The organism is Streptomyces sp. NPDC048507 (genome assembly GCF_043199995.1).
Classification (GTDB): domain Bacteria; phylum Actinomycetota; class Actinomycetes; order Streptomycetales; family Streptomycetaceae; genus Streptomyces.
Window position 1 is genome coordinate 436,198 of sequence record NZ_JBICWZ010000003.1, and the last position, 25,771, is coordinate 461,968.

The 25,771-nt window shown below is 74.1% G+C and carries 24 protein-coding genes and 1 tRNA gene; 15 read left to right on the forward strand and 10 right to left on the reverse strand.

What is annotated here, in order from left to right:
- Positions 1-6: 6 nt before the first annotated feature.
- From ACGFXC_RS11035 to ACGFXC_RS11050, 4 genes are all read left to right on the forward strand, one after another.
- Positions 7-2,079 (forward strand): acetyl/propionyl/methylcrotonyl-CoA carboxylase subunit alpha, encoded by a 2,073-nt coding sequence (locus ACGFXC_RS11035; protein WP_393711660.1) that lies wholly within the window; start codon positions 7-9, stop codon positions 2,077-2,079.
- 11 nt (positions 2,080-2,090) lie between these two features.
- Positions 2,091-3,008: a hydroxymethylglutaryl-CoA lyase gene (locus ACGFXC_RS11040; RefSeq protein WP_393712203.1), complete on the forward strand. Its 918-nt coding sequence runs from the start codon at positions 2,091-2,093 to the stop codon at positions 3,006-3,008.
- A gap of 8 nt (positions 3,009-3,016) precedes the next feature.
- The gene (locus ACGFXC_RS11045) at positions 3,017-4,177 is read left to right on the forward strand and encodes an acyl-CoA dehydrogenase family protein (protein ID WP_393711662.1); all 1,161 of its coding nucleotides are present in this window, start codon (positions 3,017-3,019) and stop codon (positions 4,175-4,177) included.
- Between the two features lie 153 nt (positions 4,178-4,330).
- On the forward strand, positions 4,331-5,383 hold the full coding sequence (locus ACGFXC_RS11050) for an ABC transporter substrate-binding protein (RefSeq protein WP_393711664.1): 1,053 nt from the start codon (positions 4,331-4,333) through the stop codon (positions 5,381-5,383).
- Between the two features lie 22 nt (positions 5,384-5,405).
- Here ACGFXC_RS11050 and ACGFXC_RS11055 read toward each other — a convergent pair whose 3' ends face one another.
- Complete coding sequence (locus ACGFXC_RS11055; protein WP_393711666.1) at positions 5,406-6,986, reverse strand: beta-N-acetylhexosaminidase; 1,581 nt, start codon at positions 6,984-6,986, stop codon at positions 5,406-5,408.
- Positions 6,987-7,038: 52 nt separating this feature from the next.
- Between ACGFXC_RS11055 and ACGFXC_RS11060 the strand changes: the two genes are divergently transcribed.
- From ACGFXC_RS11060 to glmS, 3 genes are all read left to right on the forward strand, one after another.
- The gene (locus ACGFXC_RS11060; protein ID WP_393711668.1) at positions 7,039-7,947 is read left to right on the forward strand and encodes a DUF4429 domain-containing protein; all 909 of its coding nucleotides are present in this window, start codon (positions 7,039-7,041) and stop codon (positions 7,945-7,947) included.
- Between the two features lie 106 nt (positions 7,948-8,053).
- On the forward strand, positions 8,054-8,329 hold the full coding sequence (locus tag ACGFXC_RS11065) for a hypothetical protein (RefSeq protein WP_030008735.1): 276 nt from the start codon (positions 8,054-8,056) through the stop codon (positions 8,327-8,329).
- A 52-nt stretch (positions 8,330-8,381) separates the two neighbouring features.
- Entirely contained in the window at positions 8,382-10,199 is a 1,818-nt protein-coding gene (glmS, locus tag ACGFXC_RS11070; RefSeq protein ID WP_393711670.1) for a glutamine--fructose-6-phosphate transaminase (isomerizing), read from the forward strand.
- 144 nt (positions 10,200-10,343) lie between these two features.
- Here glmS and ACGFXC_RS11075 read toward each other — a convergent pair whose 3' ends face one another.
- Together ACGFXC_RS11075 and ACGFXC_RS11080 are read right to left on the reverse strand one after the other, a co-directional pair.
- The gene (locus ACGFXC_RS11075; protein WP_393711672.1) at positions 10,344-10,913 is read right to left on the reverse strand and encodes an acetate uptake transporter; all 570 of its coding nucleotides are present in this window, start codon (positions 10,911-10,913) and stop codon (positions 10,344-10,346) included.
- A 99-nt stretch (positions 10,914-11,012) separates the two neighbouring features.
- Entirely contained in the window at positions 11,013-11,543 is a 531-nt protein-coding gene (locus ACGFXC_RS11080; RefSeq protein WP_393711674.1) for a universal stress protein, read from the reverse strand.
- Positions 11,544-11,991: 448 nt separating this feature from the next.
- Here ACGFXC_RS11080 and ACGFXC_RS11085 point away from each other — a divergent pair, with 448 nt between their 5' ends.
- The 4 genes from ACGFXC_RS11085 to ACGFXC_RS11100 all read left to right on the forward strand — a co-directional run bounded on the left by ACGFXC_RS11085 (position 11,992) and on the right by ACGFXC_RS11100 (position 14,717).
- Complete coding sequence (locus ACGFXC_RS11085; protein WP_393711676.1) at positions 11,992-12,312, forward strand: hypothetical protein; 321 nt, start codon at positions 11,992-11,994, stop codon at positions 12,310-12,312.
- Positions 12,313-12,688: 376 nt separating this feature from the next.
- Positions 12,689-13,864, forward strand: a complete 1,176-nt coding sequence (locus tag ACGFXC_RS11090; protein WP_393711677.1) for a helix-turn-helix domain-containing protein — start codon at positions 12,689-12,691, stop codon at positions 13,862-13,864.
- 82 nt (positions 13,865-13,946) lie between these two features.
- Entirely contained in the window at positions 13,947-14,549 is a 603-nt protein-coding gene (gene orn, locus ACGFXC_RS11095) for an oligoribonuclease (RefSeq protein WP_393711679.1), read from the forward strand.
- Positions 14,550-14,644: 95 nt separating this feature from the next.
- Positions 14,645-14,717 (forward strand) — tRNA-His (locus ACGFXC_RS11100).
- 80 nt (positions 14,718-14,797) lie between these two features.
- On the opposite strand, the gene ACGFXC_RS11105 is transcribed toward ACGFXC_RS11100, so the two are convergent.
- Both ACGFXC_RS11105 and ACGFXC_RS11110 read right to left on the reverse strand, forming a co-directional pair.
- A complete protein-coding gene (locus ACGFXC_RS11105; protein ID WP_393711681.1) occupies positions 14,798-15,853 on the reverse strand; it encodes a LacI family DNA-binding transcriptional regulator in 1,056 nt (351 codons plus the stop codon).
- Between the two features lie 71 nt (positions 15,854-15,924).
- Positions 15,925-16,746 carry an NAD(P)H-binding protein gene (locus ACGFXC_RS11110; protein WP_393711683.1) on the reverse strand — a complete coding sequence of 274 codons (822 nt, stop codon included), beginning with the start codon at positions 16,744-16,746 and terminating at the stop codon, positions 15,925-15,927.
- A 158-nt stretch (positions 16,747-16,904) separates the two neighbouring features.
- Between ACGFXC_RS11110 and ACGFXC_RS11115 the strand changes: the two genes are divergently transcribed.
- Together ACGFXC_RS11115 and ACGFXC_RS11120 are read left to right on the forward strand one after the other, a co-directional pair.
- Positions 16,905-17,402: a MarR family winged helix-turn-helix transcriptional regulator gene (locus ACGFXC_RS11115; RefSeq protein WP_393711685.1), complete on the forward strand. Its 498-nt coding sequence runs from the start codon at positions 16,905-16,907 to the stop codon at positions 17,400-17,402.
- A gap of 138 nt (positions 17,403-17,540) precedes the next feature.
- Positions 17,541-18,797, forward strand: coding sequence for an MFS transporter (locus ACGFXC_RS11120; RefSeq protein WP_393711687.1), 1,257 nt, complete (start codon positions 17,541-17,543; stop codon positions 18,795-18,797).
- 27 nt (positions 18,798-18,824) lie between these two features.
- Here the strand turns inward: ACGFXC_RS11120 and ACGFXC_RS11125 are convergent, their stop codons facing one another.
- From ACGFXC_RS11125 to ACGFXC_RS11135, 3 genes are all read right to left on the reverse strand, one after another.
- Entirely contained in the window at positions 18,825-19,487 is a 663-nt protein-coding gene (locus ACGFXC_RS11125) for an NADPH-dependent F420 reductase (RefSeq protein ID WP_393711689.1), read from the reverse strand.
- 549 nt (positions 19,488-20,036) lie between these two features.
- Positions 20,037-21,416 carry a sensor histidine kinase gene (locus tag ACGFXC_RS11130; protein ID WP_393711691.1) on the reverse strand — a complete coding sequence of 460 codons (1,380 nt, stop codon included), beginning with the start codon at positions 21,414-21,416 and terminating at the stop codon, positions 20,037-20,039.
- Complete coding sequence (locus tag ACGFXC_RS11135) at positions 21,413-22,099, reverse strand: response regulator transcription factor (protein WP_393711693.1); 687 nt, start codon at positions 22,097-22,099, stop codon at positions 21,413-21,415. Before ACGFXC_RS11135 ends, ACGFXC_RS11130 begins: the two co-directional genes overlap by 4 nt.
- Positions 22,100-22,177: 78 nt before the next feature.
- On the opposite strand from ACGFXC_RS11135, the gene ACGFXC_RS11140 reads away from it, so the two are divergent.
- Positions 22,178-22,744 (forward strand): hypothetical protein, encoded by a 567-nt coding sequence (locus tag ACGFXC_RS11140; RefSeq protein WP_393711694.1) that lies wholly within the window; start codon positions 22,178-22,180, stop codon positions 22,742-22,744.
- Between the two features lie 21 nt (positions 22,745-22,765).
- Here ACGFXC_RS11140 and ACGFXC_RS11145 read toward each other — a convergent pair whose 3' ends face one another.
- Entirely contained in the window at positions 22,766-23,686 is a 921-nt protein-coding gene (locus tag ACGFXC_RS11145) for a spermidine synthase (RefSeq protein ID WP_393711696.1), read from the reverse strand.
- Between the two features lie 25 nt (positions 23,687-23,711).
- A complete protein-coding gene (locus tag ACGFXC_RS11150; RefSeq protein ID WP_393711697.1) occupies positions 23,712-24,209 on the reverse strand; it encodes a hypothetical protein in 498 nt (165 codons plus the stop codon).
- A 218-nt stretch (positions 24,210-24,427) separates the two neighbouring features.
- On the opposite strand from ACGFXC_RS11150, the gene ACGFXC_RS11155 reads away from it, so the two are divergent.
- Positions 24,428-25,756 (forward strand): tetratricopeptide repeat protein, encoded by a 1,329-nt coding sequence (locus ACGFXC_RS11155; RefSeq protein ID WP_393711699.1) that lies wholly within the window; start codon positions 24,428-24,430, stop codon positions 25,754-25,756.
- Positions 25,757-25,771 lie beyond the last annotated feature (15 nt).

Here is a 25,771-nt window from a genome sequence, read left to right on the forward strand (position 1 = left end):
TCTTCGATGTTCAGCACTGTTCTGGTCGCCAACCGGGGCGAGATCGCGGTCCGCGTCATCCGGACCCTGCGCGAGCTCGGCATCCGCTCGGTGGCCGTCTTCAGCGACGCCGACGCCGACGCCCGGCACGTGCGCGAGGCCGACACGGCCGTCCGGATCGGCCCCGAGGCGGCGGCCGAGAGCTACCTGTCGGTGGAGCGGCTCCTGGACGCCGCCCGCCGCACCGGCGCCGAGGCCGTCCACCCGGGCTACGGCTTCCTCGCGGAGAACGCCGTCTTCGCGCAGGCCTGCGCGGACGCCGGACTGGCCTTCATCGGGCCCCCCGCCGCGGCCATCTCCCTGATGGGCGACAAGATCCGGGCCAAGGAGACGGTCAAGGCGGCGGGCGTACCCGTGGTCCCCGGCTCCTCCGGCAGCGGCCTGACCGACGCCGAACTGGCGGCGGCCGCCGCGCAGATCGGTACGCCGGTGCTGCTCAAGCCCTCGGCGGGCGGCGGCGGCAAGGGCATGCGCCTGGTCCGGGACGCGGCCGTGCTCGCCGAGGAGATCGCGGCGGCCCGGCGCGAGGCGAAGTCCTCCTTCGGCGACGACACCCTGCTCGTGGAGCGGTGGGTGGACCGGCCCCGGCACATCGAGATCCAGGTGCTGGCGGACGCCCACGGCAACGTGGTGCACCTGGGCGAGCGCGAGTGCTCCCTCCAGCGGCGCCACCAGAAGGTGATCGAGGAGGCCCCCTCGGTCCTGCTCGACGAGAAGACCCGGGCCGCGATGGGCGCCGCGGCCGTGGAGGCGGCCCGTTCGTGCGGGTACGTCGGCGCGGGCACCGTGGAGTTCATCGTCCCGGGCGGGGACCCGTCCTCGTACTACTTCATGGAGATGAACACCCGCCTCCAGGTCGAGCACCCGGTGACCGAACTGATCACCGGCCTGGACCTGGTGGAGCAGCAGCTGCGGGTCGCGGCCGGGGCCCCGCTCGGATTCGGGCAGGACGACGTCCGGCTGACCGGGCACGCCGTCGAGGCCCGCGTCTGCGCCGAGGACCCGGCGCGCGGCTTCCTGCCGTCCGGCGGCACGGTGCTGGCCCTGTCCGAGCCCTCGGGCGGGGCGGTGCGCACCGACTCCGGGCTGACGGCGGGCGTCCCGGTGGGCTCCGCGTACGACCCGATGCTGTCCAAGGTCATCGCGTACGGACCGGACCGGGCGAGCGCGCTGCGGCTGCTGCGGGGCGCGCTGGCCGACACCGTGATCCTGGGCGTCCAGACCAACGCCGGCTTCCTGCGGCGGCTGCTGGCCCACCCGGACGTGGTGTCCGGGAACCTGGACACGGGCCTGGTCGAGCGCGACCTGCCGGCCCTGCTCCCGGAGGGCGTGCCGGGCGAGGTGTACGCGGCGGCCGCGCTGCTGGCCGCCGCGAGCGCGGCCGAGAGCGCGGCCCCCGTGCGCGCCCCCGGCGGCGCGGCCGCCTGGACCGACCCGTTCGGGGCCGCCGACGGCTGGCGGCTGGGCGGCACTCCCGCCTGGACGGTCCGCCACTTCCGCCTCCCCGGCCAGGACCCCGTCACGGTCCGCGCCCGCCCCCACGGCTCCGGTACGGAACTGCTCCTCGCGCCCGCCGAGGGCGCCGGGGACGCAGGGGACGGGGGCGACGGCGCCGGACGGCACCCGGTCCGGGCGCGGATCGTCGACCGGAGCGGGGACGTCGTCACCGTGGAACTCGACGGCGTCACCCACCGGTTCAGCCACGCCGCCTCCCCGGAGGGGGTCTGGCTCGGCCGCGACGGCGACAGCTGGCACGTGCAGGACCACGACCCGGTGGCCGCCGGGGGCTCGGCGGGCACGGGCGCCGACACGCTCGCCGCCCCGATGCCCGGCACCGTCACCGTCGTCAAGGTGGCCGTCGGGGACAGGGTCGTCGCGGGGCAGAGCCTGCTGGTCGTCGAGGCGATGAAGATGGAGCACGTCATCTCCGCCCCGCACGCCGGGACCGTCACCGAACTCGACGTCACCCCGGGCAGCACCGTCGCCATGGACCAGGTCCTGGCCGTGGTCACCGCCGAGGCCGGGGAGGAGGCCGCGTGAGCGCCCTGCCCATGACCGTCCCGGAGCCCGGGCTGCCGGCCCGGGTGCGGATCCACGAGGTCGGCGCCCGGGACGGGCTCCAGAACGAGAAGACGGCCGTGCCCACCGCGGTGAAGGCCGAGTTCGTGCACCGGCTCGCCGCCGCCGGGCTGACGACCATCGAGGCCACGAGCTTCGTGCACCCCACGTGGGTGCCGCAGCTGGCGGACGCCGAGGAGCTGTTCCCGCTGCTCGCCGACGTCGCCGCGGAGCTGCCCGTGCTCGTGCCCAACGAGCGGGGCCTCGACCGGGCGCTCGCCCTCGGGGCCACCCGCATCGCGGTGTTCGGATCGGCCACCGAGACCTTCGCCGCCCGCAACCTCAACCGGACCGTCGACGAGTCCCTCGCCATGTTCGAGCCCGTCGTGGCCCGCGCCAAGGAGGGCGGCGCGCACGTCCGCGGCTACCTCTCCATGTGCTTCGGCGACCCCTGGGAAGGGGCCGTCCCGGTCCCCCAGGTGGTCCGCGTCGCCAAGGCCCTGCTCGACCTCGGCTGTGACGAGCTGAGCCTCGGCGACACCATCGGCGTGGCCACCCCGGGCCACGTCCGGGCCCTGCTGTCCGCGCTGAACGCGCGGGGCGTGGCCACCGGCCGGATCGGCGTGCACTTCCACGACACCTACGGGCAGGCCCTGTCCAACACCCTCGCCGCGCTCCAGCACGGCGTGGGCACCGTCGACGCCTCCGCGGGCGGCCTCGGCGGCTGCCCGTACGCGAAGAGCGCCACCGGGAACCTCGCCACCGAGGACCTCGTGTGGATGCTCGACGGCCTCGGCATCGAGACCGGGGTCGATCTGGCCGCCCTCACCGCCACGAGCGTGTGGATGGCCGAGCGGCTGGGGCGCCCGAGCCCCTCCCGTACCGTCCGCGCCCTCTCCCACAAGGAGTAACGAAGACCATGGCCCTCGACCACCGGCTCACCCCCGAGCACGAGGAACTCCGCCGCACCGTCGAGGCGTTCGCCCACGACGTGGTGGCCCCCAAGATCGGCGACCTGTACGAGCGGCACGAGTTCCCGTACGAGATCGTCCGCGAGATGGGCCGCATGGGCCTGTTCGGGCTGCCCTTCCCCGAGGAGTACGGCGGCATGGGCGGGGACTACCTCGCCCTCGGCATCGCCCTGGAGGAGCTGGCCCGCGTCGACTCCTCCGTCGCCATCACCCTGGAGGCGGGCGTCTCGCTGGGCGCCATGCCGATCCACCTGTTCGGCTCCGAGGAGCAGAAGCGGGAGTGGCTGCCGAAGATGTGCTCCGGGGAGATCCTCGGCGCCTTCGGCCTGACCGAGCCCGGCGCGGGCAGCGACGCCGGCGGCACCCGGACCACGGCCGTCAAGGACGGCGACGAGTGGGTCATCAACGGCTCCAAGTGCTTCATCACCAACTCCGGCACGGACATCACCGGCCTGGTCACCGTCACCGCCGTCACCGGGCGCAAGGCCGACGGGCGTCCCGAGATCTCCTCGATCATCGTCCCGTCGGGCACCCCCGGCTTCACGGTGGCCGCCCCCTACTCCAAGGTCGGCTGGAACTCCTCCGACACCCGCGAGCTGTCCTTCTCGGACGTACGCGTCCCGCTGGCCAACCTGGTCGGCGCCGAGGGCCGCGGGTACGCGCAGTTCCTACGGATCCTGGACGAGGGCCGGATCGCGATCTCGGCGCTGGCCACGGGCCTCGCACAGGGCTGCGTCGACGAGTCGGTGAAGTACGCCAAGGAGCGGCACGCCTTCGGGCGGGCGATCGGCGACAACCAGGCCATCCAGTTCAAGCTCGCCGACATGGAGACGCGCGCGCACATGGCCCGGATCGGCTGGCGGGACGCGGCCTCGCGGCTGGTGGCCGGGGAGCCGTTCAAGAAGGAGGCGGCCATCGCGAAGCTCTACTCGTCGACCGTCGCCGTGGACAACGCCCGTGACGCCACGCAGATCCACGGCGGCTACGGCTTCATGAACGAGTACCCGGTGGCCCGCATGTGGCGGGACTCCAAGATCCTGGAGATCGGCGAGGGCACGAGCGAGGTGCAGCGCATGCTCATCGCGCGCGAGCTGGGCTTCGGCGGCTAGGCCGGGCCCCCCGCGGGGCGCGGGGGCGGAAGCGGAGGGGGCCCGGGCCATCGGGGCCCCTTGCCGCTTTCAGCCAAGGTTAGGCTAACCTTCCCTGGTAGGCCGTCCCCTCCCCCGGCGGCCGCCCCAGCACGTACGAAAGCGGACATACCCATGGCCAAGCCCCGAACCCCCTTCCTCTCGCGCCGCGGCATCATCGCGGCGGGCGGCGCCCTCGGCCTCGTCGCGGCGCTCAGCGCCTGCGGCGGTGGTGACAAGGACGCGGCGAAGGACGGCACCGGCGGCGCGGGCGCCGGCACGGCCGCCTCGGGTCCGTGGAGCTTCAAGGACGACCTCGGCAAGGACGTCACCACCAAGTCCACCCCGAAGAACATCGTCGCCTTCACCGGCACGGCCGCCGCCCTGTCCGACTACGGCATCCAGGTCAAGGGCGTCTTCGGCCCGACCAAGCTCGCCGACGGCAAGCCCGACCCGCAGGCCGGCACGATGGACATCTCCAAGGTGGAGATCCTCGGCAACGTCTACGACGAGTTCAACGTCGAGAAGTACGCGTCCCTGCGGCCCGATCTGCTGGTCACCAACACCTGGGACGGCTCGTACTGGTACGTCCCCGAGTCCTCCAAGGACAAGATCCTCAAGCTGGCCCCGGCCGCCGCCATCGGCGTCGGCAGCGACGCCTCCATGGACCGCTCCCTCGGCCGCACGGCCGACCTGGCCAAGTCCCTCGGCGCCGACCTGAACAGCCAGAAGGCCGCCGACGCGAAGGCCCGCTTCGAGGCCGCCGCCGCCAAGGTCCGCGAGGCCACCAAGGCCAACCCGGGCATCAAGGTGCTCGTCGGCTCCGGCGACCCGGACCACTTCTACGTCTCCACCCCGAAGACCTCGGCCGACCTGAAGTACTTCGAGTCCCTGGGCGTGGAGTTCGTCACCCCGGACAACCTCGACAAGGGCAGCGTCTTCTTCGAGAGCCTGAGCTGGGAGAACGCCGGCAAGTACCGGGCGGACGTCATCCTCCTCGACAACCGCACCGGCACCCTGCAGAACGAGCAGCTGACCAAGGAGAAGCCCACCTGGGCCGCGCTCCCCGCCGTCAAGGCCGGCCAGATCGCGCCGCGCGTGACGGAGCCGATCTACTCGTACGAGAAGTGCGCGCCGATCCTGGAAGACCTCGCGAAGACCATCCAGAACGCCAAGAAGACCGCCTGACCCCCGGCCGGGGATCCGCCCCTCACTCCCAGGGGACGTCCGGGGCGCGGTAGAAGGGGATGTGCTGGGCGGTGAGGCGCGGGGCCTGGGCGGCCAGGCGGGTGCGGTACGCCGGCCAGTCGAGGGAGGCCGCCGGGGACCAGCCGAGTTCCGCGAGGCCGAGGACGCGGGGGAAGGCCAGGAGCTCCCAGTCGGCGCGGGTCGCGACGGTCTCCGTCCACAGCGGGGCCTCGACCCCGAGGACGGCGGACTCCGGGAGGCCGGGGAGGTAGGAGCCCGGGTCCCAGGAGTAGGAGCGCTGGACCGGGACGTAGCCGGCCCAGGCCAGGCCCGGCTTCGTCGCCGGGTCGTACTTCATGTCCAGGTAGGCGCGGTCGGCCGGGGAGAGGATCACCGGGTGCCCGGCCTTGCCCGCCGCCACGACCGCGGCCTTCTCGGCGGCGGCCGTCCGGTCGTGGCCCCAGTACTGGAGGACCGCGCCCGGCGCCGGCCGGGCCGACGCGAGCTGGTGCCAGGCCACCACCGTCTTGCCGTGCCGGGCCACCACCTGCTGGGCCCGGTCCATGAAGGCCGCGTAGTCCGCCGCCGGGGTGGAGTGGGCCTCGTCGCCGCCGATGTGGAGGTAGCGGCCCGGCGTGAGCTCCGCGAGCTCGCCGAGGACCTGGTCGATGAACTCGTACGTGCGCTCCTTGCCGACGCAGAGCGAGCTGAAGCCGACCTTGATCCCGGTGTAGCGCTCCGGCGCCCTGCCGTCGCAGGCCAGTTCCCCGTAGGAGGCGAGGGCGGCGTTGACGTGCCCGGGCATGTCGATCTCCGGGACCACGTCCACGTACCGCTCGGCGGCGTAGGACACCAGGTCCCGGTACTCCTCCTTGGTCCAGTGGCCGCCGGGGCCGCCGCCCACCTCACTGCCGCCGCCGTACTCGGCGAGCCGGGGCCAGGAGTCGACCGCGAGCCGCCAGCCCTGGTCGTCGGTCAGGTGCACGTGCAGGGTGTTGATCTTGTACTGGGCCAGCTGGTCGACGTACCGCTTCACCTCCTCCACCGGGAAGAAGTGCCGGGCGACGTCGACCATCGCCCCCCGGTAGGCGAAGCGCGGGACGTCCGTGACCGTGCCGCCGGGCACGCTGCCCGGCCCGCGCACCGGCAGCAGCTGACGCAGCGTCTGCCCGGCGTGGAAGAGCCCGGCCGGGGTCCGCGCGGTCAGCGTCACCCCGGCCGGAGTGGTGGTCAGCCGGTAGCCCTCCGCGCCCAGTTCCCCGGCCCCGCGCTCCAGCCGCAGCCGGATCCCGCCCCCCTCCGCCCCCTCGACCACCGGCAGCGGCAGCCCGCTGGACCCCCGCAGCTGCTCCGCGAGGAGCTCGCCGACCCGCCGGACCCCTTCCGGCGCGGACCCGTCCGTACGGATCACCGTGCCGGCCCCGAAGACGTACGGGGCGCCTTCGGCCCGGGCGGAGGCCGGCCGGGGCAGGAGCCGTTCGTAGGGGGCGGGGGCGGCGGAACGCCCGGCGTGGGCTTTGGCGTCGACACCCTGGGCCGCGGTACAGGAGACGGCCGCCCCGAGGGCGAGGAGGGTGCCGAGCGTGCGTCGCAGGACTCTCATGCGCCCAGGTATAGGCCAGCCGGCCCCGTATTGCCGATGGGAGAATCACCGCATGGCGGAAATCATCCAGAAGGACGGCACCTGGACCTTCGACGGGGACACGGTGCGCGTCGTACCGGGCCGCGACAAGGGGGTGGGGCTGCTGCGGCAGCACCTCGGCGAGGTGGCGGTGCCGCTGCGCGCCCTCGCGGGCATCAGCCACGAGCCGGGACGCAAGGCGGGCCGGCTGCGCCTGCGGCTGCGCGACGGGGCGGACCCGCTGCTCCAGGTCACGGGCGGCCGGCTGCCGGAGTCCTCGGACCCCTACCGGCTGAGCGTGGAGGCGGACCGCACCGGGGTCGCGGAGTACTTCGTGGACGAGGTCCGGCGCGCGCTGCTGCTGGACCAGGTCGATCCCGGCCCCTCGGACGCGTACCTGCTGCCGGGCCCGGCCGTGCCGATCTCGGTCGGGGCGGGCGACGGCTCGGCGGCCTTCGACGGCGACCGGGTCCTGCTGGACTGGAACTGGACGACGGAGGAGGCGAAGCGTTCCGGCGGAGCGCGGGAGTTCCGCGTCGGGGACGTGCGGACGGTGGAGTGGGCGCCGTCGAGGGGGCTGGAGAACGGCTGGCTCCGGTTCACCCTCACGGGTGCCACCGCGGCCGCCGCGCCCAAGTACGACCCGCACACGGTGGAGCTGTTCGGCTTCAAGAAGGACCCCCTGATGGCGCTGGTCGCGGCGGCCGTGGCGGTCCGGATGCCGCATCCGGCGGCCTCCCGCGCCCACGAGCCCGCGCCGGCCCAAGCGGCCGCGCCCGCCGCACTGGCACTGGCGGACGCGGGCGCGGCCCTGGCGGGGGAGCCCGCCGACCAGGACACCCTGCTGCGCCGGCTGCGCGAGCTGGGCGAACTCCACCAGACGGGCGTCCTGACCGCCGAGGAGTTCAGTGCGGCGAAGGCCGCCATTTTGGGTCGTTTCTGACCGACCCAGGCCGGAATTCCCCATTCCCTGGTCCAGACCAGCGGGATCCTGCCCGATTTCGGGCAGGATCTTTGCGTTCCGGCTCATGGGACGTCAATATCTACAGGTGCTCGACCGCCGCCCGTCGCATGACGACCTCGTCGACCACCTGGTGCGCAGCACCGCGCTGCAGCGCGGGGAGGCCGCCCGGGTGGTGCTCGACGTGCTCGCGTACTTCGACGAGACGACCGAGGAGTTCGTCCGCCGCCGCCACCGCGAGCTGCAGTCCGGCGGCGCGGTGAACGCGGAGATCTTCGAACGGATCGCCGCCGAACTGCCGCACCGCGCCGTGGCGCCCCCGGAGCTCTCGCTCCGGCAGCTGCGCCGCATCGTCTACGGCTGAGACGGCCGGAGCGGCCGGGCACGACACCGAACTTCAGGAGGGGCAAAACCGTATGTGCGGAATCGTGGGTTACATCGGCAAGCGCGACGTGGCACCGCTACTGCTGGAGGGTCTCCAGCGGCTGGAGTACCGGGGCTACGACTCGGCGGGCATCGTCGTCAACAGCCCGAAGTCCGCGGCCCTGAAGGTCGTCAAGGCCAAGGGCCGGGTCCGCGAGCTGGAGTCCCGCGTCCCCAAGCGCTTCGCCGGCACCACGGGCATCGCGCACACCCGCTGGGCCACCCACGGCGCCCCGAGCGACATCAACTCGCACCCGCACCTCGACCCCGAGAACAGGGTCGCCGTCGTCCACAACGGGATCGTCGACAACGCCGACGAGCTGCGCGCCAAACTGACGGCGGACGGCGTCGTCTTCGTCTCCGAGACCGACACCGAGGTGATCACCCACCTGATCGCCCGCTCCCAGGCCGACTCCCTGGAGGAGAAGGTCCGCGAGGCGCTCAAGGTCATCGAGGGCACCTACGGCATCGCCGTCATGCACGCCGACTTCGCCGACCGCATCGTCGTCGCCCGCAACGGCTCCCCCGTCATCCTCGGCATCGGCGAGAAGGAGATGCTCGTCGCCTCGGACGTCGCCGCCCTCGTCGCCCACACCCGCCAGGTCGTCACCCTCAACGACGGCGAGATGGCCACCCTGAAGGCCGACGACTTCCGCACCTACACCACCAGCGGTACGACGACCACCGCCACGCCCGAGACCGTGGAGTGGGAGGCCGCCTCCTACGACATGGGCGGCCACGACACGTACATGCACAAGGAGATCTCCGAGCAGCCCGACGCGGTCGACCGCGTGCTGCGCGGCCGGATCGACGACCGCTTCAACACGGTGCACCTGGGCGGCCTGAACCTGGACCCGCGCGAGGCGCGCGGCATCCGCCGGGTCAAGATCCTGGGCTGCGGCACCTCGTACCACGCGGGCCTCATCGGCGCGGGCCTGATCGAGGGCATGGCCCGGATCCCGGCCGACGCCGAGCCGGCCTCCGAGTTCCGCTACCGCAACCCGGTCGTGGACCCCGACACGCTCTACATCGCCGTCTCCCAGTCCGGTGAGACCTACGACGTGCTCGCGGCCGTCCAGGAGCTCAAGCGCAAGGGCGCCCGCGTCCTCGGCGTGGTCAACGTGGTCGGCTCCGCCATCGCCCGCGAGGCCGACGGCGGCGTGTACGTGCACGCCGGCCCGGAGGTCTGCGTCGTCTCCACCAAGTGCTTCACCAACACGGTGGTGGCCTTCGCGCTGCTCGCCGTGCACCTCGGCCGGATCCGGGACCTGTCGGTCACCGACGGCAAGCGGATCATCGAGGGCCTGCGCAAGCTGCCCGCGCAGATCCAGGAGATCCTCGACGGCGAGGACGAGATCAAGCGGCTCGCGGCCGAGTACGCCGAGGCCAAGTCGATGATGTTCATCGGCCGGGTGCGCGGCTACCCGGTGGCGCTGGAGGCCTCCCTGAAGCTCAAGGAGATCTCCTACATCCACGCCGAGGCCTACCCGGCCTCCGAGCTCAAGCACGGCCCGCTCGCGCTCATCGAGCCGGCGATGCCGACGGTCGCGATCGTCCCCGACGACGACCTGCTGGAGAAGAACCGCGCGGCGCTGGAGGAGATCAAGGCACGCAGCGGCCGGATCCTCGCGGTCGCCCACCGGGAGCAGGAGAAGGCCGACCACACCCTCCTCGTGCCCAAGAACGAGGACGAGCTGGACCCGATCCTGATGGGCATCCCGCTCCAGCTGCTGGCGTACCACACCGCCCTGGCGCTGGGCCGGGACATCGACAAGCCGCGCAACCTGGCGAAGTCCGTCACCGTCGAGTAGTCGAGCAGCCGACGGCGCGGGCCGGACCACCGTCACGGCACGCACGCGGCGGCCCCCGGGGAAGTCTCCCCGGGGGCCGCCGTTTTCCCGTACGCCGCTGCGTCCGCTCCCGTACGCCGCTGCGCACGTCCCGCGGCCGCGCCCTCAGCCCGCGGCGACCGCGCCGCGGCCGGAGGCCTTGCCCATGGCCATCGGCCAGTGCGCCAGCGCCGCGGTGGCCCCGTACCAGGCCAGCAGCCCGCAGACCGCGGCGACCCAGCCGGCGGCCTTGGTGAGCCCGCCGCTGTCGGCGAAGACGCCTATCGCGAGGAGCACCAGGGAGAGGGTGAGGAGGCCGTACACGCCCTGTCCGAACAGTCCGCTCGCCGCGCTCACCGCGAGGGTCAGCGCGAGCAGGGCGAACAGGACGAGGAACAGCCCGGCGGCGTGCGCCGAGACCTTTCCGTCGGCGCCGTTGGCCCAGGTGAACCAGAAGGCGCCGAGGCCCGCGAACGCCGTGCCGTTGAAGCCGTTGCCGCCGCGGAACTCCAGGAGTCCGAGGACGAACAGGGCGAGACCGCCGACGAACATCGCGAGCGACACGGAGTCGGCCGCGGTCACACCGCTGACGATGCCCGTGTGGCCGATACCGAATGCGAGAAGGGTGAGACCCAGGGCGATGTTCCCCAGGGTCGAAGTCGAGGCCGTGCTTCCCGCAGAGACACCATTGTCCACGGCGGGCTCCCTTCGATCTGCAGTTGTTTGCTGCGTCCCAGCAGCATTTATCTACCCTTTACAAGGGGGTTCACAACCGCACGACCGACGTACAGCGGGTTACGGAATGACAACAACGGGTCGCTGGGCGCGCTTGGCCAGCCGGCCCGCCACCGAACCGAAGATCCGGCCCACGAGCCCCTGCGTGGAACCGACCACGATGGCGTCCGCCGAATACTCCCGGCCGACCTCCTCCAGCTCGTGGCAGATGTCCCCGCCCCGCTCGACCAGGATCCACGGCACCTCGGCCAGGTAGTCGGCGCAGGCCAGTTCCAGGCCCAGCACTTCGGTGCGGTGGTCCGGCACGTCCACGAAGACCGGGGGTTCGCACCCGGCCCACACCGTCGTGGGCAGCCGGTTCGCCACGTGCACGATGATCAGACCGGAGCCCGAGCGCCGGGCCATGCCGATCGCGTACGCGAGGGCTCTCTCACTGGAAGTGGAGCCGTCGAAGCCCACCACCACACCGTGCCGGAAGGCCGGGTCGCAGGGAAGACGTGTCTGTTCCACCGCGCGCAGGTCGCTCGATACGGAATCGGCGAGGGGTTTGCGCTTGCGGTCCGCGGGTTCGGAAAATTCGTGACCGGCCATGGGTGTCTCGGCGAAGGGTCCTCGGAGGAGGCGACAGGGGCATTTCGGCGACGCAGGTTTGACGACGCAGTGTGACGGAGCTCTGTCCGGGAAGCATCTTCCCAAGCCCTTACCCCCCAGGGTACGGCGACACTCCTGTCCTGCACAGGGCATGCCGCCCTTGGAGAGCGTCCCAGGGAGCATGCCGGAGCGCGGACGCCTTGGCAATGGCCGCTGTCCCCTACAGCCAGTGACGAACGGCCCGCGTGCCACCCGTGCGCGCAGTGACCGAGCCGCGCACCGGGGCGTTGGACAGGCGTCCGACCGTCCAGGAAGAGCCCGCAGGGAGTACGCCGTGCCCGGCCATCCGGTTCACCCCGTCCAGCCCGTCCAGCCCGCTCAGCCGACGCGGCCCGCCGCGCCGGCCCCCTCTCACGCGTCGCACGCGCCCTCCGTACTTCACCCGTCCGTGCCACCCGCCGGACGGCCCCATGACGACCCGGCGGGTGACGTGGTCCGCTGGGCCGCCTTCAGCTGCCTGCTCGTCCCGGTGGTCCTGGTCGTCTACGGGACCTCCTACGGCGGGGCCGCCGTCGCGACCCTGGGGCTGGCCGCCGTGACCGCCGCCTGCCGGGTGCTGCTGAGGCACTCGGAGCGGACGGAACGGGCCGCCGCGCGCGTGCTCGCGGAGGATCCGCTTCCGTCCGGACACCGTGGCCGGCACTCGCGCAGCGGGGCCGGTTCGCACCGCGGTTGCCACGGTTCCGGCGGCATGTCCCCTCACGACTGACCGGTTCGCACGTACACACCCGGTTGTTTTCAGCCAACTTCCCGACCCGGTGCCCCCCTTGCCGGAATGTCCCCCCAACCCCCCTACCACCAGCGACGACACGGGCCAGGGGGCCCTACTACCCTACGGGTACTGGCCATGGCCGGACAGGAAGCTTCCCACCCGGCTAGCGGAGTGGAACGCTTCCTGATCGAATGCTTTTCGCCAAGTTGCCAAGTCGACATAGCGCTGCGTGCTGAACTTGTCACGCCGACACCACGGGACGCAGTAGATTCGATCATGTATTTACGGCGGGGGATCCACGTGCAAGGCCGAGGGGAAACGTGCAGGTGCGACCAGACCAAGGAGTCGCGACACCCAAGGGGGGCTTAGCGCCATGAGCCAGGATTCCACCGCCGCTGTCGTCGCAGACGCGGGCCGGAAGCTCGCGGGGCGTCGCCGCAGGGAGATCGTCGCGGTGCTGCTGTTCAGCGGCGGACCGATCTTCGAGAGTTCCATTCCACTTTCCGTGTTCGGCATCGACCGGCAGGACGCGGGAGTGCCACGCTACCGATTGCTCGTGTGCGCCGGGGAGGACGGTCCGCTGCGGACCACCGGCGGACTCGAACTGACCGCGCCGTACGGGCTGGAGGCGATCGCCCGGGCAGGCACGGTCGTCGTTCCCGCCTGGCGCTCCATCACTTCGCCGCCGCCGCCCGAGGCCCTGGACGCACTGCGTCTGGCGCACGAGGAGGGGGCCCGGATCGTCGGCCTGTGCACGGGAGCCTTCGTGCTCGCCGCCGCCGGGCTGCTGGACGGCCGGCCCGCGACGACGCACTGGATGTACGCGCCGACGCTCGCCAAGCGCTACCCGTCCGTCCACGTCGACCCGCGCGAGCTGTTCGTCGACGACGGCGACGTGCTGACGTCCGCGGGCACCGCGGCCGGAATCGACCTGTGCCTGCACATCGTGCGCACGGACCACGGCAGCGAGGCGGCCGGGGCCCTGGCCCGCAGGCTCGTCGTGCCGCCGCGCCGCACCGGGGGCCAGGAGCGCTACCTCGACCGGTCGCTGCCCGAGGAGATCGGCGCCGACCCGCTCGCCGAGGTCGTCGCCTGGGCACTGGAACACCTCCACGAGCAGTTCGACGTGGAAACGCTGGCCGCCCGCGCCTACATGAGCCGGCGCACCTTCGACCGGCGGTTCCGCTCGCTCACCGGCAGCGCGCCGCTCCAGTGGCTGATCACCCAGCGGGTGCTCCAGGCACAGCGGCTGCTGGAGACCTCCGACTACTCGGTCGACGAGGTCGCCGGACGCTGCGGGTTCCGCTCGCCGGTCGCCCTGCGCGGCCACTTCCGGCGGCAGCTGGGGTCCTCCCCGGCCGCCTACCGCTCCGCCTACCGGGCGCGCCGGCCGCAGACCGACGTGTCCCAGGTGAACGAGATGCCGGGAGGCCCGCTCCCACACCAGCGGACGCCGCAGCCCCAGCGCGCGGCGGCGGCCCTGGCCGCCTCCGGTTCCAGCGTGACGGAGCTGTACTCCCCGGGCCGGGTGCTGCGCGAGCACGCGTAACCGCCCCCGGGCGCCGTTCGTCGAAGGTCCCCCGCAGTGGTCGAGCACCACGGCGGGGGACCTTCGGCATAAGGTGGGGCGCATGAACGATCGCATGGTGTGGATCGACTGCGAGATGACCGGGCTCTCGTTGACGGACGACGCACTTATCGAGGTGGCCGCACTGGTCACCGACTCGGAGCTCAACGTGCTCGGCGAAGGCGTGGACATCGTGATCCGCCCGCCGGACGCGGCCCTGGAGACCATGCCGGACGTGGTGCGCGAGATGCACACCTCCTCCGGCCTGCTCGACGAGCTGGCCGGCGGAACGACGCTGGCCGACGCCGAGGCCCAGGTCCTGGCGTACGTGCGGGAACACGTCAAGGAGCCCCGCAAGGCGCCGCTGTGCGGCAACTCGGTCGGCACCGACCGCGGGTTCCTGCTGCGGGACATGGCCGCGCTGGAGGGCTACCTGCACTACCGGATCGTGGACGTGTCCTCGGTCAAGGAGCTGGCGCGCCGCTGGTACCCCCGGGCGTACTTCAACAGCCCGCCGAAGAACGGCAACCACCGGGCGCTGGCGGACATCAAGGAGTCCATCGCCGAGCTGCGCTACTACCGCGAGGCGGTCTTCGTACCGCAGCCGGGGCCCGACTCGGACACCGCCCGGACGATCGCCGCCAAGCACGTCGTGGCGGGCGACTAGCACCTTCCGGAGACGGGCGCGGGAAAAGGGTGGAGCGAACACCCTCCCGGACCCTGTACGCTTTTCTTCGGCCGGTCGTTCTGCGACCGGACATGGTGGGTGTAGCTCAGTTGGTAGAGCACCTGGTTGTGGTCCAGGTGGCCGCGGGTTCAAGTCCCGTCACTCACCCTGCGAAATGGCCCCGGTACGCGAAAGCGCACCGGGGCCATTCGCATTCCCACACCCCTGCCCCTGCCCCTGCCGCGGCGCTACGAGGACGCGCGGACCACGAGCTGCGCCGGCAGGACCACCGAACCCTTCCCCTCCCCCGCACCCTCCCCCTCCCTCTGCGCCGGCTTTCCGGCGATCCGCCGGAGCAGCAGCCGCGCCATGGCCCGGCCCATCTCCTCGACAGGCTGCCGCACGCTGGTCAGCGGCGGATCCAGGTGGCGGGCCAGCGCCGAGTCGCCGAAGCCGACCAGCGCCACGTCCTGCGGTATCCGGCGCCCGGCCGCGCGCAGCCCCCGCAGGGCCCCGGCCGCCAGCACGTCCGAGGCGGCGAAGACAGCGTCCAGCGCCGGGCGGCGCTCCAGCAGCCCGGCCACGGCCCGCCGGCCCGCCTCCTCGGAGAGGTCCCCGACCGCGATCAGCGACTCGTCCACGGGCCGCCCGGCGGCGGCGAGCGCCTCCCGGTACCCCTCCAGCCGGCACTGGGCCCCGTACAGGTCGAGGGGGCCCGTGATGACGGCTATCGCCCGGCGCCCCCGCTTCAGGAGGTGGCGTACGGCCTCCGCCGCACCCGCCCGGTCGTCGCAGTCCACGCTCGGCAGCTCCTCGGTGGCCGAGCGGCGCCCGCCGATCACCGCCGGGATGCCCAGCCTGACCGGCAGTTCCGGCAGCGGATCCCCGGCACGCACCGCCAGCAGCAGCACCCCGTCGACCCGGTGTCCGGCCAGGTACCCCTCCAGGCGGCGGCGCTCCCGCTCACTGCCGGCCAGGGCGAGCACCAGCTGGACGTCGACATCGGCCAGGGCCGCGCCGATCCCGCGCACCACCTCGGCGAAGGAAGTCCCGGGAAAGAGGAGCGCCTCGGGGTCGGGAACGATCAGGGCGACGGCGTCGGTGCGGTTGGCGGCCAGCGCCCGGGCGGCCCGGTTGGGCACGTACCCCAGCTCGGCGACGGCGGCCTCGACGGCGGCCCGGGTGCGCGCGCTCACCCCGGGCGAGCCGTTGACCACGCGGGAGGCGGTGCCCCGGCCCACTCCGGCCCTCAGGGCGACCTCCTCCAACGTCGGCCGACCCCCGCCGCGCCCGTGACCGTTCATGGCTGCCTCCCGGCTGCCGAATCTACTCCCCGCAAGGGGCCGGGGCGCCTCGCGGAAGGCAGCCTTTACCGTCAGCCCCCGAAGGCCCCGGCGTGGTCCCGGATCCAGGTCTCGAAGGAGCGGGCGGGGTGCCCGGTGAGCCGCTCGACGGCATCGGTGACCGGGACGGGCACGCCGTCACCGGCGGCCCAGAAGTCGAGGAGGGCGTCGGCGTACGGGCCGGGTATGTAGTCCGCCACCTCGGCCTTCCACTCCTCGGCAGTGACGGCGGCGAAGGGCACGGGCCGGCCGAGGACGCGGCCGATTATCTCCAGCTGTGTCGCGAAGGTCAGCGACTGCGGGCCGGTCAGGGTGTGCGCGCCCCCGGCGGGGGCCGGGTCGGTGAGCACGGCGAGGGCGGCCTCGGCGATGTCGGCCTCGTGAACCGGGTCGCAGTGGGAGTCCGGGTGGGGCAGGTGGACGGGGCGGCCGGACTTCAGCGCCCAGGACCAGCCCAGGGCGTTGCTCGCGAAGGAGCCGGGCCTCAGCAGGGTGGTGCGCAGCGGGGAGGCCAGGAGGGCCTGCTCCACCGCGAGGTGTCCGGCGGAGAGCGGGCTCCCGGCCGGCTCCGGGCCGAGCACCGACGAGGAGGACAGCAGCACCACATGCTCCACGCCCGCGGTGACGGCCTCCTGCACGAAGGCTTCGGCGGCGGAGGCCTCGGCGTAGAGGAAGACGGAGCGGACTCCGGCCAGCGCGGTACGGAAGGTGGCGGGATCGGAGAGGTCGCAGTGGACCGCCCCGGGAGTGCCCCGCTCACGGGATCCGAGGCGGAATGGGGTGCCGCGGGCGGTGAGGAGGCCGGTGAGGGTGCGGGCGACGGCGCCGCGGGCGCCGGTGACGAGGATCGACATCGTGGTGCTCCTGCTCTGATTCGCGGCTCTGATTCGCGGCTCTGTTTCGCGGCTCGGTGTCCGCGGGCGGGCCGGTAGGCTCAGTGCGTTACGTGGTGCAGATTCTGCGTCTCGAAGATTCTGCGTTACACAGATAAATTTCAGGCATGGAGAAGCCGATGTCAACCGATTCCCCTCGTCCGGGTGAGTGGAGCCGTGCCGAGCTGCTCGCGCGCATCGTCACCGAGAGCCAGCGGCACTACGCCGACTACTCGCTGTTCACCCAGGCCATGGCCGACCACGTGGGCCTGCACCCCACCGACATGCAGTGCGTGTCCCTCCTCGACATGGAGCCCGGGCCCGTGTCGACGGGGGACATCGCCCGTCTCACCGGGCTCACCTCCGGCTCCGCCACCCGGCTCGTCGACCGGCTGGTGAAGGCGGGCGTCGTCGAGCGCCGGGCCGACCCGGACGACCGGCGCCGCTCGCTCGTCGTCCTCGCGCCCGCCGCCCGCGAGCGGATCGGCGCCGCCTGGGACGTGCCCGGCCGGGCCTTCGGCGCCGTCCTCGACGGCTACTCCGACGCCGAACTGGCCGTCATCGGCGACTACCTCCACCGCGCCGCCGAGGTCGGGCGGGCCCAGGCCCGGCGGCTGCACGCCGAGGGCCGCCCCTGACCCGCCCCCGGGGCAGGGCCGGGCCGGGCCCCGGGCAGGGCTTCCCCGGCCGCCGTCCGGCGGCTACCGTCCTGGCCGACGGGCAACGACGCGCGCCGGAGACACGGGAGGGTCGGCGGGCGGCTGGAGGCTGCCCGCATGTCCGCCACACCGACCGACCCGCCCGCGTCGTCCGCCCCGCCCGCACCCACCACCGCGCCCGCCGCTCCCCCGCCCGGCTTCCGTGCGGTGTTCGCCCTGGGCGGCCGCGCGCTGCCCGTCCACGCGTTCCTCGCCCGGCTGCCCGCCGCGCTCTGCCCCATCGGCACGCTCCTGCTCGTCACCGAGCGCGACGGCATTGGCGAGGCCGGTCTCGTCGCGGCGGCGCTCTGGCTGGGCCAGGCCCTCGGCGGCCCGGTGATCGGACGGCTCGCCGACCGGCTCGGCCACCGGCCGGTGCTGCTGTTCGCCTGCGCCGCGAACGCCCTCGCGCTGGCCGCCCTGGTCGCGGCCGTGCTCGGCGGGCTGCCGCCCGCCGCCCGGATGGGCCTCGCCCTCGCGGCCGGGCTGACCGTCCCCCAGATCGGGCCGCTGGCGCGGGCCCGCTGGGCGCGGCTGGCCGAGGGGGACAAGGCCCTGCTGGGGGCCGCGCTGTCCTTCGACACCGCCCTGGACGAAGCCGGGTTCATGGTGGGGCCCGCGCTGGCCGGCCTGCTCGCGGTGACGGTGCACCCCGCCTCGGCGCTGGTCCTGGCGGCACTCCTGATCCTGGTGTCGGGGACCCTGTTCGCCCTGCACCCCAGCGCGCCCGGGCCGTTCCCAGCAACGGGCCCGCGGGCCGACGTACGGCTGTGGTCGCGGGGGTCGGCCGTGCTGTTCGCGATGGCCGTGCTCCAGGGGGCCGCGTGGGGCGGGGCCAATACCGGGGTCAACGCCCTGGCCGAGTCGCTGGGCGAACCGGGGGCGGCCGGGGCGGTGTGGGCCGCCATGGCCGTGACCAGCTCGCTCGCCGGCTTCGCGACGGTGGCCCGGCCCGGCACGGCCCGTCCGGACGCGCGGCTGCGGTGGACGATCGCGATCCAGGCGGCGCTGACCCTGCCGCTGCTGGCCGTCTCGGGGCTGTGGGGTGCGGCGTGCGCGGTCGCCGCGATCGGGCTGGCCGTGGCCCCGCACCTGATCGCGCTGTTCGCGCTGGTGGAGCGGACCGGCCCGGCGCGGCGGATGGGCGAGGCCATGAGCGTGACGGGCAGCGGGCTGATCGCCGGACAGGCGCTCGCCGCCGCGGCGGCCGGGCCGCTGGCCGCCGCCCACGGGTACCGGGCGGCGTTCGCCGTGGCGTGCGCGGCGGCCACCGCTTCGGCGGTGGTGGCCCTGGCCGGTGCGGGCCGGCTGCGTCCGTCCGGTCCCGGGCGCTGAACCGGACGGGGCGCGGGGGCGGGCTGCTCAGGCCCCCTGGATGTGGAAGTTGAAGTCCGCGTGGCCCAGGGACCCCATCAGGCGCAGCCAGACCGGCAGCAGCATCTCGGTGCCGCGGGCCGTCTCGATGCCGCCGAGGTCGAGGATGGCGCGGTCCGGCCAGCCGAAGGAGGCGAGGAGGCCGTGTACGGCCTTCTTCGCGTCGGCGTCCTCGCCGGAGAGGAAGACGTGGTGCTCCCCGGGCACCCGGGCCGGATCGACCATGATCGAACAGTGCATGGTGTTCAGCGTCTTGACCACCCTCAGCTGCGGGAACGTCCGCTGGATCAGCTCGCCCAGGCTGTCGGTGTCCACGGGGTCCAGGCTCGGCGGGAAGCCCCGGGAGAAGTCCAGCGGGTTCGCGATGTCGATCAGGATCTTGCCGTCCAGGTGCGCGGCGTCGGCCTCGGTGAGCGCGGCGATGCTGACGCGTCCCCCGGTGGCGTTGACGAGGACCTCGCCCTCGCGGGCCGCGTCGGGGAAGGCGGCGAGGCCGACCGCCGGGTGGGCGGTCCGCCAGGCGGCGTAGTCCTCGCGGGCGAGGGTGGCGTCGGGGTCGCGGGTGCCGATGACCACGTCGTGGCCGAGGGAGTCGAGACGGGCGGCGACGGTGCGGCCGACGACGCCGGTGCCGAGGATGGCGTAACGCATGCGGAGTCCGATCGGAGATGGGTTCGGCACGTGCGGAAACGGGCCCCCGCCCCAACTCGCCCGGGGCACCCGGTATTCCACGCGCGCCGAGCCGGGCACCGGGGTGCGGGATCGCGGTCGGGCCGCCGCCGGTGAGCCCGTCGGCGGCCCGCCGGTCAGACGGTCGGCCCGGCCCGGCGGCCCGGCGGTCGGCCCGGTCCGGCAGCCCGGCGGTCGGCCCGGCCCGGCAGCCCGGCGGTCGGCCCGGCCCGGCAGCCCGGCGGTCGGCCCGGCCCGGCAGCCCGGCGGTCGGCCCAGTCGGCCGACCTGCCGGGCTGGTGGCCTGCTGGGCTGACGGGTCGGCCGGTACGGCAGGCAGCCGGTACCGCGCTCGGCCGGCACCGCAGACGGCCAGTACGGCAGGCGGCCGGTACGGCGGTCGGCCGGCACGGCAGGCAGCCGGGACGGCAGACGGCCGGTACGGCAGACGGCCGGTACGGCAGACGGCCGGTACGGCAGACGGCCGGTACGGCAGACGGCCGGGACGGCGGTCGGGGAGGGGGGCCGCGGTCAGGGGGAGCGGCGTTTGCGGCGGCCGTGGCGGACGGACGGGCCGCGGCCGGCGGCGCGGGCCCGGTCGTCGAGGGCGATCCACACCCGGACCTCGGTGCCGCCGAGTACGGAGCGCCCCAGCCGGACGTCGCCGCCGGTGGATTCCGCGACCCGGCGCACGATGTCGAGGCCGAGGCCCGTGGAGCCGTCCCGGCCGCCGTCGTTGCCGCGCCGCAGGGCGGCGTCCGGGTCGGTGATGCCGGGGCCCGCGTCGGAGACGAGGACGATGACGGCGTCGCCCGCGTCGTGCACGTCCACCGCGAAGGGCGTGGCCTCGGGGGTGTGCCGGAAGACGTTGCCGAGCATGGCGTCGAGGGCGGCCGCGAGCTCGGGGCGCGGTACGGGGACCCGTACGGGGCGGGCCACTCCCGCGAGCCGGACCTCGCGGCCCTCGTCCTCGGCGAGCGCCGACCAGAAGGCCATCCGGTCGCGGATCACCTCGGAGGCGTCGCAGCCGGCGCCCGCGAACCCCTGGGTCGCGGGGCGCTGTTCGCGGGCGGTACGGATGATCGTGTCGACCTCCCGTTCCAGCTGCTCCACCGCCGCCCGGGTGTGTTCGGCGGCCGGGCCGTCGCCGAGCGAGGCGGCGTTGAGCCGCAGCACGGTCAGCGGGGTGCGCAGCCGGTGCGAGAGGTCGGCGGCGAGCTCGCGTTCGTTGGCGAGGAGTTCCACGACCTGGTCGGCCATGGCGTTGAACGCGGCGGCCGCCGAGCGGAGTTCCTTCGGGCCGGCCTCGGGGACGCGGGCCCCGAGCCGGCCCTCCCCGAGCTGGTGGGCGGCGTCCGCGAGCCGTTCGGCGGGCCGCACCAGGCGGGCGCCGAGCCGGTCGGCGACCGCGACGGAGCCGATGACGAGTGCGAGGCCGACACCGGCGAGGACCAGCCAGGCGGTGGTGACGCCGTTGCTGACCTCGCTCTCCGGGACCAGGATCTCGATGACGGCGATGTCCCCGGAGCCCAGGGCGGTCGGCTGGAGCAGCGCCGAGCCCCCGTCGGCGACCCGGGCGGTCGTGGCCCGGCCGAGCCTGCGGGTCTCGGTGACGGCGCGGGCGCCCGCCCAGCCGTCGCCGATGTCCACGGGCGCGGCGCCGCCGACGGCGGGGACGTGGACGGCCATCCGGCGGGCGGCGCCCATCTGCGTGGACTCGACGGCCTTGCGCAGCTGGACGGGGTCGGTGGTGATGGACAGGGTCGGGCCCATGGTGGCGGCCTGCCGTTCGGCGTTGGAGAAGGCCCGGTCGCTGGCCATCTCCCGGACCACCAGTCCCAGGGGTACGGCGAAGGCCAGGACGACCATGGTGGTGACGGCGAGGCACACCTTGACCAGGGCCCACCTCACAGCGGCGGCTCCAGCTTGACCCCGACCCCCCGCAGCGTGTGCAGGTAGCGGGGGCTGGCGGCGGTCTCGCCGAGCTTGCGGCGCAGCCAGGACAGGTGGACGTCGATGGTCTGGTCGTCCCCGTAGGACTGCTGCCAGACCTCGGCGAGCAGTTCCCGCCGGGCCACGACCACGCCGGGCCGGCCGGCGAGGAAGGCGAGCAGGTCGAACTCGCGGCGGGTGAGGTCGAGCACGCGGCCGTCCAGCTCCGCCTGGCGGCGCAGCGGGTCGATGGCGAGTCCGCCGACGCGCAGGACGCGGGAGGGCGGTTCGGCGGCGACGGCCTGGGAGCGGCGCAGGACGGCGGCCATGCGGGCGGAGAGGTGTTCGACGGAGAACGGTTTCGTCAGGTAGTCGTCGGCGCCGTCGTTGAGGAGCCGGACGATCTCGGCCTCGTCGTCGCGGGCGGTGGCGATGATGACGGGGACGTCGGTGATGCCGCGCAGCATCTTCAGCGCCTCGGAGCCGTCGAGGTCGGGCAGGCCGAGGTCGAGGATGACCACGTCGAAGCGGTGGTGGGCGACTTCGCGGAGGGCCTCCAGGGCGGTGCCGACGCTCCGCACGGTGTGGGAGGCCTCGGTCAGGTGCCGGATCAGGGCGGAACGTACGAACTGGTCGTCCTCGACCACGAGCACACTTGCCATGGCGGCACCGTAGTCCATTCGGGGGACGCCGGGAGGCGCTGGGCCACCTCTGTGACGGGTGGTGCAGTATGTCCCCTGATGCGACGAGGACTTGTACATGCCATGGCCTGGCTGCTGGCGACCTGCGCCGCCGTGGCCCTGTCGTGGTGGGGCGTGCGCACGGTCATGTCCGGTACGGCCTACGATCCGCCGCTCGCGGTACCGCTGGCGTTGCGCCCCGTGACGGCGCCGCCGGTGGCCTCCTCCACGCACGGGTCCGGTTCGCCCGCGCCGTCGCCGTCCCCGTCGCCCTCCGCGCCCGGTCCGGCCACCGCGCCCCCGTCCCCGCCCCCGGCCCCCTCCCCGCCCGCGAAGCCGAAGCCGGCGCCCCCGGCGGGCCGCGGCCCGTACGGGGGGAGCGACGGCGGTTCCGACGGCGGGACGGGGACCGTGAAGGGCTACTCGGTGTCGGGCGGCCGGGTCGTCTTCGACCTCGGGGCCGCCTCGGCCGCCCTGGTCTCGGCGACGCCGGACGCGGGCTGGCGGATGCAGGTGTGGAAGCAGGAGTTCTGGATCCGGGTCACCTTCACCCGGGACGGCCGCGAGGTGTCGGTGTTCTGCACCTGGCACGACCACCCCCCGGCGGTGGAGATCGTCGACCCCTGACCCGCCCGGCGGGAGCGGTGGCTACCGGAAGACCGACGGCGGCGGCTCCGGCGAGGCCACCGCCGAGGCGTCCGCGACGGGGGCCGCCCCGCCGGTGAAGTCCGCGAGGGCGCGGCCGTGTTCGACGCGGCCGGGATGCGGGTCGCTCGCCACCCTGCGGGTGAACTCCGCGACGGGCAGCTGGCGGTCGGCGGCGACGAGCACCGCGTTGCCGAAGCGTTTCCCCCGCCACACCACCGGGTCCGCCGCGAGGGCCAGTTCCGTGAACCGGGAGGCGGCGGTGGCGATCTGGCCGCGCAGGTGGGCGAGCGGCGGCCCGTCGGCGAGGTTGGCCACGTACCAGCCGCCGGGCTTCAGGACCCGGCGTACGTCGTCCAGGAACTCCGCGCTGGTCAGGTGGGCCGGGGTGCGCGCCCCGCCGAAGACGTCCGCGACGACCAGGTCGGCCCAGCCGTCCGCCACCTTGGCCAGTCCGGCCCGCGCGTCCACCGCGCGGACGCGGACCCGCGCCTGCGGGTCCAGCGGCAGGTGTTCCCGTACGAAGGCCACCAGCGCGGCGTCGATCTCCACGATCTGCTGGGTGGAGCGGGGGCGCGAGGCTGCGGTGTAGCGGGCCAGGGTGAAGGCGCCGCCGCCCAGGTGGACCACGTTCAGGGGCTGGCGGGCGGGCGCGATCAGGTCGATGAGGTGGCCGATCCGGCGCTGGTACGAGAAGTCCAGGTGCCCGGGGTCGTCGAGGTCGACGTGGGACTGCGGGGCCCCGTCGATCAGCAGGGTCCAGGCCCGGGCCCGCTCCCGGTCGGGGACCAGCTCGGCCAGGCCGCCGTCCACCTGCCCGGCGGCCGGCCCGGCGGCGCTCCCGCCGCCCTGGCCGCCGCCCCGGCCGTCGTCCCGGCCGCCCGCGTCCCGGTGCTTGCCCCTGCTCTTGCCCTTGCCTGCCACGCCCCCATTATGGCTGGTCAGCGACTCACCGGCAGTTGTCGGCCGCCTCGATCAGCCGGGCCGCCTCGCCGAGCGCCGCACGCAGCACCTCCGGGTCGGTGACCGGCCCCACGGTCTCGGGGGGCAGCAGCCAGCCGGTACCGCCCGCGGTCGGGGAGGTGGCGTCGCCGAACCGGACGCCGCGCCCGTTGGTCTGCGTACAGGCGCTGCCGGGCAGGTCCCAGGCATCGGCGGTGCCGGGCGGGACGAGGAAGCCGAGGGTGCCGCCGGAGCCGTCGTGGAGCACGGGGCCCACACCGGGGGCGGCGAGACCGGCGCCGCGCCGGATGATGTCCACGGCCTCCAGCCCCTGCCGGGCGGGAACCGTCACCAGGTCCGGAGCCGGAACCGGAACCGGAGCCGGAAACGCGACCGCGACCGCGGCCGGCGCGGTGGACGCGCCGGATCCGGGCGCGGTGCTCGTACCACTGCTGTCCATGCCGGTCTCCACCAAGGGGAACCCCTCCTCGATCCGTATCCGCATGGGTTCAACGCACGGGGGCGTCAACGGGTGCGGCGGCAAGACGCCGCAAAGGATGGCAGTTCATGGCGGATCGCGGGTGAGATATCCGTTTTGTAGCCAAACAGTGCGTGAACCGGCCTTCGTCGGCGGTACGTTCGTGCGCGCCGGAGCCGCGCTCCGGGGCGAGATCGACAGGGGTCAACCGGGACCACCTGAGATTGTCCAGAGAGGCCACGTCCATGGCGGCGTCCCCCCACTCACCCAACTCCTCCTTCCGGCGGCTGCGCGCGCAGCACTCCCCCGCCGAGTTCGCGGCCCTGGTGCGGCGGGCCGCACGGGAGATCGGCGAAACGGTTTCCTGCGACGCCCGTTACATCGGCCGGGTCGAGTCGGGGGAGATCCGCTGTCCCAACTACGCGTACGAGCGGGTCTTCCTCCACATGTTCCCCGGCCGCACCCTGGCCGATCTGGGCTTCTCCCCGCGCGAGACGGTACGCGGACGGTCCGCCCAACGCGCCCTGTCCGCAACCGCCTTGTCCCCCCTGCCCCACCCCACCCACCGTTCCAAGGAGAGCGACGTGCTGCGTCGCGCGTTCATGGCGGGCGGCTCCGCGACCGTGGCGGCCGCGACGCTCAGCCTCACCCTGCTCGGCGACACCCGCCGGCTCCCCTCCCGCGCCGGCGAGGCCGAGGCCGCCGCCGTCGAGGACGCGGTGCGCCAGATCCGGCTGCTGGACGACCGGCACGGGGCCGATGCCCTCTACCGGCGCGCGGCCCAGCCGCTGCGCACCGCCTACGCCCTGCTCGACGCGGGGGCCACCCGCCAGTCCACCGAGGACCGGCTGCACGCCGGGGCCGGGGAACTGGCCGTCTCGGTGGGCTGGCTGGCCCACGACTCGGGCCGCTTCGAGGACGCCCGCTCGCACTACGCGGAGGCGCTGGCCACGGCCCGGGTGTCGGGGGACGCCGCCCTGGAGGCGCACGCCTTCAGCAACATGGCCTTCCTGGCGCGGGACTGCGGGCGCCCGCGCGAATCGGTACGGGCCGCCCAGGCGGGCCGGCTCGCGGCCCGCTCGCTCGGCTCCCCCCGGCTGCTGTCGCTGCTGGCGCTGCGGGAGGCGGGCGGCTGGTCGGGGCTGGACGACCGCAGGGCCTGCGAGGACGCCCTGGGGCGGGCGCACACCGAGTTCGCGCGGGGCGCGTCGGCGGCCGACCCCGAGTGGATGTCGTTCTTCGGCGAGGCCGAGCTGGAGTCGCTGGAGTCCCGCTGCTGGGCGGCGCTCGGGGAGCACGCCCGCGCGGCCCGGCACGCCCGGCGCGCGGCGGACCTCCAGGACCCGCACTTCGCGCGCAACGTGGCCCTCTACACCGCCGAGCTGGCGCAGGACCTGGCCCGCGCGGGCGCCCCCGACGAGGCCTCGTGGGCGGGGGGCCGGGTGCTGGACCTGCTCACCGAGGTGCGCTCCACCCGGATCCGGTCGATGCTCGCGGGTACGGCCCGCACCCTGGTCCCGCACCAGCGCTCCCCGCGCGTGGGCGCCTTCCTGACCCGTCACGCCGAGGCCTGACGGACCGTCCCCGGC

What these genes read in the sequence shown, in the direction of transcription:
- ACGFXC_RS11105 (WP_393711681.1), bottom strand. Translation starts at nt 15,853, where the DNA reads ATGAACGGTCACGGGCGCGGCGGGGGTCGGCCGACGTTGGAGGAGGTC.
- glmS (WP_393711670.1), top strand. Translation starts at nt 8,382, where the DNA reads ATGTGCGGAATCGTGGGTTACATCGGCAAGCGCGACGTGGCACCGCTA.
- ACGFXC_RS11060 (WP_393711668.1), top strand. Translation starts at nt 7,039, where the DNA reads ATGGCGGAAATCATCCAGAAGGACGGCACCTGGACCTTCGACGGGGAC.
- orn (WP_393711679.1), top strand. Translation starts at nt 13,947, where the DNA reads ATGAACGATCGCATGGTGTGGATCGACTGCGAGATGACCGGGCTCTCG.
- ACGFXC_RS11110 (WP_393711683.1), bottom strand. Translation starts at nt 16,746, where the DNA reads ATGTCGATCCTCGTCACCGGCGCCCGCGGCGCCGTCGCCCGCACCCTC.
- ACGFXC_RS11125 (WP_393711689.1), bottom strand. Translation starts at nt 19,487, where the DNA reads ATGCGTTACGCCATCCTCGGCACCGGCGTCGTCGGCCGCACCGTCGCC.
- ACGFXC_RS11045 (WP_393711662.1), top strand. Translation starts at nt 3,017, where the DNA reads ATGGCCCTCGACCACCGGCTCACCCCCGAGCACGAGGAACTCCGCCGC.
- ACGFXC_RS11035 (WP_393711660.1), top strand. Translation starts at nt 7, where the DNA reads ATGTTCAGCACTGTTCTGGTCGCCAACCGGGGCGAGATCGCGGTCCGC.
- ACGFXC_RS11140 (WP_393711694.1), top strand. Translation starts at nt 22,178, where the DNA reads ATGCGACGAGGACTTGTACATGCCATGGCCTGGCTGCTGGCGACCTGC.
- ACGFXC_RS11040 (WP_393712203.1), top strand. Translation starts at nt 2,091, where the DNA reads ATGACCGTCCCGGAGCCCGGGCTGCCGGCCCGGGTGCGGATCCACGAG.
- ACGFXC_RS11135 (WP_393711693.1), bottom strand. Translation starts at nt 22,099, where the DNA reads ATGGCAAGTGTGCTCGTGGTCGAGGACGACCAGTTCGTACGTTCCGCC.
- ACGFXC_RS11150 (WP_393711697.1), bottom strand. Translation starts at nt 24,209, where the DNA reads ATGCGGATACGGATCGAGGAGGGGTTCCCCTTGGTGGAGACCGGCATG.
- ACGFXC_RS11080 (WP_393711674.1), bottom strand. Translation starts at nt 11,543, where the DNA reads ATGGCCGGTCACGAATTTTCCGAACCCGCGGACCGCAAGCGCAAACCC.
- ACGFXC_RS11115 (WP_393711685.1), top strand. Translation starts at nt 16,905, where the DNA reads ATGTCAACCGATTCCCCTCGTCCGGGTGAGTGGAGCCGTGCCGAGCTG.
- ACGFXC_RS11055 (WP_393711666.1), bottom strand. Translation starts at nt 6,986, where the DNA reads ATGAGAGTCCTGCGACGCACGCTCGGCACCCTCCTCGCCCTCGGGGCG.
- ACGFXC_RS11050 (WP_393711664.1), top strand. Translation starts at nt 4,331, where the DNA reads ATGGCCAAGCCCCGAACCCCCTTCCTCTCGCGCCGCGGCATCATCGCG.
- ACGFXC_RS11120 (WP_393711687.1), top strand. Translation starts at nt 17,541, where the DNA reads ATGTCCGCCACACCGACCGACCCGCCCGCGTCGTCCGCCCCGCCCGCA.
- ACGFXC_RS11155 (WP_393711699.1), top strand. Translation starts at nt 24,428, where the DNA reads ATGGCGGCGTCCCCCCACTCACCCAACTCCTCCTTCCGGCGGCTGCGC.
- ACGFXC_RS11090 (WP_393711677.1), top strand. Translation starts at nt 12,689, where the DNA reads ATGAGCCAGGATTCCACCGCCGCTGTCGTCGCAGACGCGGGCCGGAAG.